General features: G+C 63.8%; 1 protein-coding gene. It reads right to left on the bottom strand.

What is annotated here, in order from left to right:
• Positions 1-895: 895 nt before the first annotated feature.
• Complete coding sequence (locus QWM81_RS28165) at positions 896-7450, bottom strand: RHS repeat-associated core domain-containing protein (RefSeq protein WP_290115261.1); 6555 nt, start codon at positions 7448-7450, stop codon at positions 896-898.
• Positions 7451-7475 lie beyond the last annotated feature (25 nt).

Here is a 7475-nt window from a genome sequence, read left to right as displayed (position 1 = left end):
CGTATCACCTCCGTCGGCGGCACCACCCGCCGGAACAACACCCACAACTCATCCGGCACAAGCCGCTCAACCAGATCCGTCATACACGGTTCAACGAACGATCACGCCATAAGAAACGACGTCTAAGTCGGCCTGTGAGACCACGGCCACGGGCACGCCGGAGAACTAGGCATTCGAGTGGGACTTCTCCGCGGCAAATCGCAAGACCCGAGACTGGACGGCAAATGCATGGTGGCGCGCGTGTACCCGAACACCTGAAAGAGCACTCGCCCTGTAAAACTTGGCAGGCCCTCTCTGCCGGCCGCCCCCTTCAGGGCGAGATCGATTACTCACCCGTCGAAGATCGGCCGACCTTGACCCCAGTATGACTGAATCGGATATTGAGCCCGCAAACCGCATCCGGGTCGTCCGTGGCACAAAGAGATTTGCCGCCATCGATCACACTCAGACTGACTTCGCATGCGCCTTGTGGTACGCCTGCGAACGTCAGCGAGATTTCGGAGCCGGAACCCGCTTCTGAAGAGACTGTGGCAGTGCCGCCGGGTTCTCCTTCGTCCACCCAGAATCCCCACGTCCCTTTCGCTGATTCGGTGGGGCACAACTCGCCTCCCAAGCTGACCCCCCACTCCACGCCGGAGACATCGAATGTCCTGTCCTTCCGGAGCGCGATGCGTCCGCCGGTCGACGTCTCCCATGTACCAACAAGCGCCGATGCCTCCACGGATGTCGGCTTCTCCTGCTCGGCACACGAGGCAGTCAAGAACATTGCAGAAATGGACGCAACGACGCAGGTGCTCCTTGCCGGACCGAGACGACCGATCAATTTTTCCTCCTGTACCAGAGCCGGCTGTGACCGGACTATTTCGTCCGGTCACAGCCGGCTCCCATCAGTATGCTACTGGGCCCAGCATACGCACGCATTCAGTGGCCAGCGCTCTTCCCAGGTGAAATTCTGCCTGACTGCTGCTCCAAATGTTTCCTCGAACCAAGGGTTGGCGTCCCGAGGGATGAGATGCGTGGCTGATCTCCAGTCGGAAAGGTTAGTTGCAGTGAATTTTAGTTGCACCGTTCCCTTTTTCTCATCGACGGCCGTAATCTTGCCCGTGGCCGTATAGCTTCCGAGGAAGGCGTCGGCCTGATTCTTCGTGCCCGCCTTTCCGTTGCTAAGAGTGCCAAGGACGTCATTCGCCACGCCTCGCGGAGTGTTGAATCGATACCATGGACTTCCTGGCTCCGGCCCTCGGTCCTTGTAGGAGAACTTTACCGGCGCCAGCGCGGCTTCGGCGTCCATTCCCTTGTGTACGGCCTGGCCGACCAGCTCGAACCGCTTTTCGGTGAACGTTTTGTCGCTGGCGAGGCTCTCAGTGAACGCATCGCCGCCACGGAATTCCTGCTTCGGCTTAAGTGGGTATCCACCCCCCCAAAGCCAACCGAAGAAGAGTGCCCGTGAGGTTTCCCACTCGTTGCGCTTACCTCCCTCGTCAATAATTCCGTAGTACGGCCCTTGCTGGTCCATGAACTCGTTCATGCTGCCGAAGTTTGCGTAAGGCGTGTCCCAGGCACGGTCGACGATGTTCCAGGTGGCACCTGGCGTCCAGCCTCCGAATCCGTTGGTCGTGGAGCCGGTCGACGTGGTGGCGGCAGTGCCGCTAGTGCTGCCCGTTGACCCGCCACTGCTGCCGGCGGATGTGCTGCCACCACCGCTCCCGCCGTCCCACAGTGGCGGCGACATCGCGTCGTCCGAGGGGCAACCACTGGTGCAGAAGATGGGAGCGAGTCCGGTTGGGTCGGACATGGTAGTGGGAGCATTGTTGGCATAGGCGTACCCGTTAAGGGACTGGTGCTGTTCGAGGACCAGGGCGGGATCGACACTGATGAACTGGCCGATCGACGGATCGTACTCGCGGGCTCCAATGTGGGTCAGGCCTGAGGTCTTGTCGGCAGGTTTGCCGAGGAAGGCCTTGTCGTCGGGCCAGTCCATGGGGGTTGTACCGCGCTGGGCGCCGAAGGGGGTGGTGTAGCGCTTGGTGATCGCCAGTGTGATGGCGTCCAGGGCGACGCTGCTGGTGCCGTGGTGGTCGGCGGCCAGGAAGCTGAGCTTGGTGCCAGTGACGCCAGCGGTTGCGGTGCGGACCGCGATGGTCTGGCCTGCGGCTGTGTAGTAGCGGGTGCCGCTGAGGGTTTTGGTGGTGCCCTTGGTAGTCAGGCGGACTTCGGTGTCGCCAAGATAGAGGACGGTGTCGCCATCGCCGGATGCACGGCGGATGAGGAGTTCGCCGGAGGCATCGTACAGGTAGCCGGTGCTCAGCGCGGGCTTGGAGCCGACGGCGGGTTCGCTGGTGCTGGCCAGTCTGCCTTCGGTGTTCCAGCTCAGGGTCTGCTGGGTCTGGGTGCCGGGTCGGCTAATGGTGTTGCCGAACGCGTCGTACCCGTAGGTCGCAGCCTTCGCACCCATGGTTTTGGCCAGCGGGTGCGGCTGGCCCTTCGGGGTGCCGTAGGTGTAGGTGGTGGTCTTCGCTCCCGAGGTGGTGTTCTCGGTCTCAGTGTCACGCTGGCCGGCCGCGTTGTGGGTGTAACTGGTCCAGTAGGGGGCCGCGCCGTCGATGTTGGCGATGGTGCGGCCTGTCGCCGCGCAGTCGGCGGTTTTGGGGGTCCAGGCTTCCTTCAGGCGGCGGTGGCCGTCGTAGGTGAAGCACTGGTAGTCCGGCTTCACGGTGCCACCTTGTGTCGTGGCGTCGAAGATCGACGTAACGTTGCCCGCGTCGTCCCGGGTGAACTTCAGCTCTTGCGGCATGTAGCCGTGGACGTCGTCGGTGACGGTGGAGCTTTCGAGACGCCGGGTGCCCTGCTCATAGCCATAGGTGACATAGACCTTGGGGCTGAGGGAGTCCCAACCGAGGGTGAGCTGGCGCGCATCCCCAGCTTCGGAATACTGCGCTGCCTGAAGGTACAAACTGATGCCCTTCGAAGCCAGTTCCCCACCAACATTGTTATAGGTATGGGAAACGATCTCCGACGGCAGCCCGGCGATCGCAGGGGTGCCCGACTGCTTGACCGTTCGGTCGACGTTATAGCCCGTGGAGAACGAGAGTGTCTGCGGGACGCCTGCTGCGACAAGCGGGTCTCCAGAAGGCAAGATCAGTTGGCGGCCAGTGACCTGGTAGAGCGGGTCGTAGCTGGTCACCTTCTGGGTGTATGCCTTGCTGGTGGCTTGACCGATGCCGTTCTCGTAGCGGACAGCAGTGTCCTGCTGGCCCTTGGCGAGTTGGTCGAAGGTCCAGGCGGCCAGCTTGTTGGCGTCTGTCTTGTCACCGTCCCACAGACCGGTCTTTCGCCCGAGAGTGTCGTACTCGGACGTGAGCGTCTTGCCCTGGACCCTCGTGGCGGTGATGGCCTGGTCGAATTCGTTGTAGCGGGTTTCTGAACCGCCCTTGTCAGGGTCGGTTGCACTAATCTGGCGGCCGAACAGGTCGTAACCGTAGGTCCACTTGGCCTTGTCGGGGCCCTCGACAGAGGCTTGCTGGCCAGCCCGATGGTACGTGAAGTCCGTGGCAGTGTAATCGCTGCCGGTTGGTTGGGTGCCGCCGTATTCGCGGCGCTGGGTGGTTTGCCCGAGGGTATTGGTCACTACTGCTGTGGCCTGGCCGCCGGCCGGGGCCGTGGAGGTGACGGTGTCACCGGTGTATGCCGTCTCAATCACCCAGCGGGTGACGTTCTTGACCTTGGTCTCTGTCTTGATGGCCCGGCCGGCGCCGTCGTGCGTGGTATCGACCTGCATCGGGGCCTGGCCGCCGTCCGTCGCGACAAGGGTGCCGGATGGGGCGCTCTGTTCATCCCAAATGTCGGTGAGTACCGAAGTGGCAAAACCCCGCTCGTCGTAGAGCGTTTCGGCAATGAGTCTCCCCCCGATCGGTGTGGGGGTCTGGGACTGGCGAGGTCGCAGCAGGGAGTCGTAGATCTCGTACGTTGTGTTGTAACCGCTGGCGTCGCCCTTGAGAGTGCTCGTGGCAACCCAGGACGGGGCAGAAGCCGTGACACTGTACGTGTAGGTGTAATTAGGGGTCTTGCCGAGCGACTTCACGCGGTTAGGAAGCCAGAGCTTCGTGACGCGACCGAGGCTGTCGTATTCCCTCTCAGTGATCTTGCTGTTTGGGTCGGTCACCTTGAGCGGGGAACCCACGGCGAAGTCCAGAAGCGTGGTGGTCGTATGCCCCTTAGCGTTCGCCGCTGTGGTGCCTGTGAGCGGACCTGTGCTTGCGGGCGTATAGCTTGTGGTCGCGGTGACGGTGTCGTTGGTATCCCTAACCGTCAGGGGACGCCCGAGGGCGTCGTACGAGGTGGTGGCCAGCTTCTGCCAAACGGGCTGGTCATCGACACCGTATGCTTTAGCACGGCCTGTCCACTGCGCTTCACCCTTGACGGGCTTCTGAGCGGCGGTCCAGGTGGTGGAGTCGTAGGCGGTGGCGGTGTCGGAGATGACGTCGCCGGGGCGGGTGGAATCCGCAGGCAGGTCCAGTGCGGACTCGAGGGTGGCGCACGGCTGGGCGACAGTGCGGACGCGGGCGACGAGGTTGTTGATGCCGACGCTGTCATTGCGGGCGTACCAAGTGCGGGTGCACTTCTCGTCGCCCGTTACGGCGTTGTCGCCCTTGTCCTCGACGGATTCGGCCATGCCGTAGGCATCGTACGTGGTCACTGTGGAACGGACACGATCACGCGGCGGGAAGACGGTCGTGATGTTGGTGCGGGCATGGGTAGCCGCGGTACGGACGTAGTACGCCTCGGTGTCGGCGTACGACTTGTGCTGGGTCGCCGTGCGCTTGGACCAGGGGTCGTTGACCGTACCGCCGACTTCCTCGCCCCCGTTGTAGGTGACGCTTTCACGGGTGAAGCCCGCGTAGTGGTCGGTGTCCGCGATGGACGGGGCTTTGATGCCAGTGACCGTGGCGGACTTGCGCAAGTCTTTGTCCGGTGTCTTGCCGTCCGCACCGAGGACGCGGTCGCCGTTCATGCCGCGCAGGTAGACGGTGACGGTCTTGGACTGCGTCTTGCCAACCAGACCGGCGAGGTGGGTGACCTTTTCGAAGCCGCGCCAGATGGACCAGGTGCGTTCCTTCTCCTTGACCAGCGGGTCTTCGTTGTAGTGCCAGGCCCCTCCCCCGGAGTAGGTGTAGGTGTGCTCGACTGCCTCAGAGCCGCCCTTGGCGTCGACGGTGGAGACCGCCTGCACGGGGTATTTCTGGAACCAGTCGAGGATGGGCTCCTTCTCGCCGTTGGGTGACCAGTAGACCGGGTAGCAGCGTCGGGTGTTGGTGTCCACCTTGGGCATGGTCTGGCCGGCGAGGCAGTCGGCCTGCATGTAGGTGACGACGGTCTGTGCACCGGTCTCCGACGTGATCGTGCGCAGTCGAGGCTTGTCCAGGGAGAGGACGTCATCGGTGGCGCCGTCGACGCGGTTGGGTCGGAACTCGTGGGTCAGCTTGACCGGGTCGAGGCTGAGGTCAGTACCGCGCTTTCCGATGTGCTTGATCTCTGAGAGCCAGAGGGACTGGTCGGTGGAATCACCGGTGTCACCGGGGTCGAGGTACTGCTGGGTCAGGGCCCAGGAGTCCACCGAAGCGTAGGCGGGGGTGGCGGCGGCTGCGTCCCACGCCTGGGTGGAGATGCCGGTCATGCGCTTGCGGGTGTAGAAGCTGGGGCCGACGTTGCCGGTGCACTTCTGGTCCGCCTTGCATTCCGCGTCGAAGGGCACGTCGGGCCAGTTGTCGCGGGTGGCGTCGGTCAGCGAGCCGCAGTTGGTGCCGATGCAGCGCTCGGCGTAGCCGAAGACGACCTTGTTCGAGGCGGCGGGAGTGGCGGAGAACAGGGCGCCGGCGCGCTGGCCGTAGCGGATCTCGTTGAGGTAGCCGCCGCGGGTGTAGGGGGTGCCGTTGTTGTCGTCGCCGAGTTTGTCGTAGTGGTTGGTCTCGGCGGTGTACCAGTAGGACATGGCGTTGCCGTGGGTGTCCTCGACGTAGTCGAGGTTCCACCGCCATGCCTGCGTCTTGTCGCGGGAGAAAAAGGCGGAGCCGTCCGCGTAGCCCGGTTCGCCCGCGTCGTCGCCGAAGACGGGTACGGTCCACACCGAGTTGGTGCGATCGGTGGTGCCGGCGCCTTCGAGCTTGTTGAGGCCGAAGACGTACTTGGTGCCGTCGCCGGTGGTGAGGGTCCAGTGCTCGCCGTTGTCGTCGCCATTGTCGGCGCCGGTGGCCACGGTGACGGTGGAGGCGTCGTCGTTCTTCAGCCGCCATTTGCCCGTCGTGTCGTCCTTGACGAGTTCGGTGGCCTTGCCGTTGAGGACGAGGGAGGCGTTGTCGTACTTCCAGCACAGGTCGTACTTGTCGGTCTGCCCGTCGTCGTCACAGGCGCCGTACTTACGCTCGACGAAGGAGGAGGTGATGTCGAAGCCCTCGCCGATCACCGTGCCCTGGTTGTTCGTCGAGGAGGTACGGCCGTCCACGCTGCCGGAGTCGTAGCCGATACCGAGATCGGGCTTGGGGCCGGCCGCAGAGGGCGGCACACGCACAGGGTAGGACCAGGTGAAGCTGCCCGATGAGCCGCCGGCCTCCCAGGTCGAGGATGCAGACAGGGGCGTGGCCTTGTAGTCACCGCCGCCCGACTTTGTGCCCGCCGTCACGGCAAGCACCATGGTTTGGGTCGCCGGGGCGGTGGTTGCTCGTGTGGCGGGTGATGTGCGGAACTTCAGTTGGGTGTTGAGGCGCTCGCTCGAGCGGTCGTTGACGAATCTCAGGGGTGTGCGCTTGCGGCACTTACTGGTTCCCGGGTTGGTCAGGGCGCAGTCGGGCAGTTGCAGAACCTGTAGGCGGCCAGCCCAGTCCCCGCCGTAGGCGGAAGCGAAGGCGCCGTAGCCGATAGCAAGGGCGGCGCCTCCACCTGATGCGGGGGCCGAAACGGTCAAGACGATGCCCTTGACTCCAAGCTGGGCGGACGTCTTCTGGTCCAGGACTTTGACGGTGACCGGCCCCTCGGCCGTGCCACCTGCCACCTTGGCGTTGCGCGGCGTCGGCGGAGCAAGAGTAATAGGCAGGGAGCCTGGCGCAGCCTTTGCCGTTCCGGTGGCCGGAACTGGCAGCGTCACCGTTCCACTCTGCGGCCAGGTGACCTTCCTCCTCTGGGTGGCCTTGGCACGGGCGGCATCAGTTGCTGTGACAGTTGCTGCCTTGGCCATGATTGCCGCGGTCTTCTTGTGCACCTTTGCGGTGAATGGTGAAACGTCGGCTGACTGGGGGGCTTTGAGCTTCGGCTCGCCGAGCGGATCAACGTCCGCGGCGAACGCCACTGGTGCCAGTAGTCCGGGTATCAAGGATAGAGCGGCGACCGTACCGAGGCGGCGCATGGCCCATGCTCTGCGGCGGCCGCGCAGGCCAGCAGCCGGTAGGAACCGGTTCATTGTATTTTCCGCTTTCGCTGAAGCC

Source organism: Streptomyces ficellus (genome assembly GCF_030406405.1).
Taxonomy (GTDB): Bacteria; Actinomycetota; Actinomycetes; order Streptomycetales; family Streptomycetaceae; genus Streptomyces; species Streptomyces ficellus_B.
The sequence above is the reverse complement of the archived record's forward strand: the minus strand, read 5'-3'. Positions and strand labels throughout refer to the sequence as shown.

Excerpts from the sequence above, each read along its gene's own strand:
- QWM81_RS28165 (WP_290115261.1), bottom strand. The coding sequence starts at position 7,450 with ATGAACCGGTTCCTACCGGCTGCTGGCCTGCGCGGCCGCCGCAGAGCA.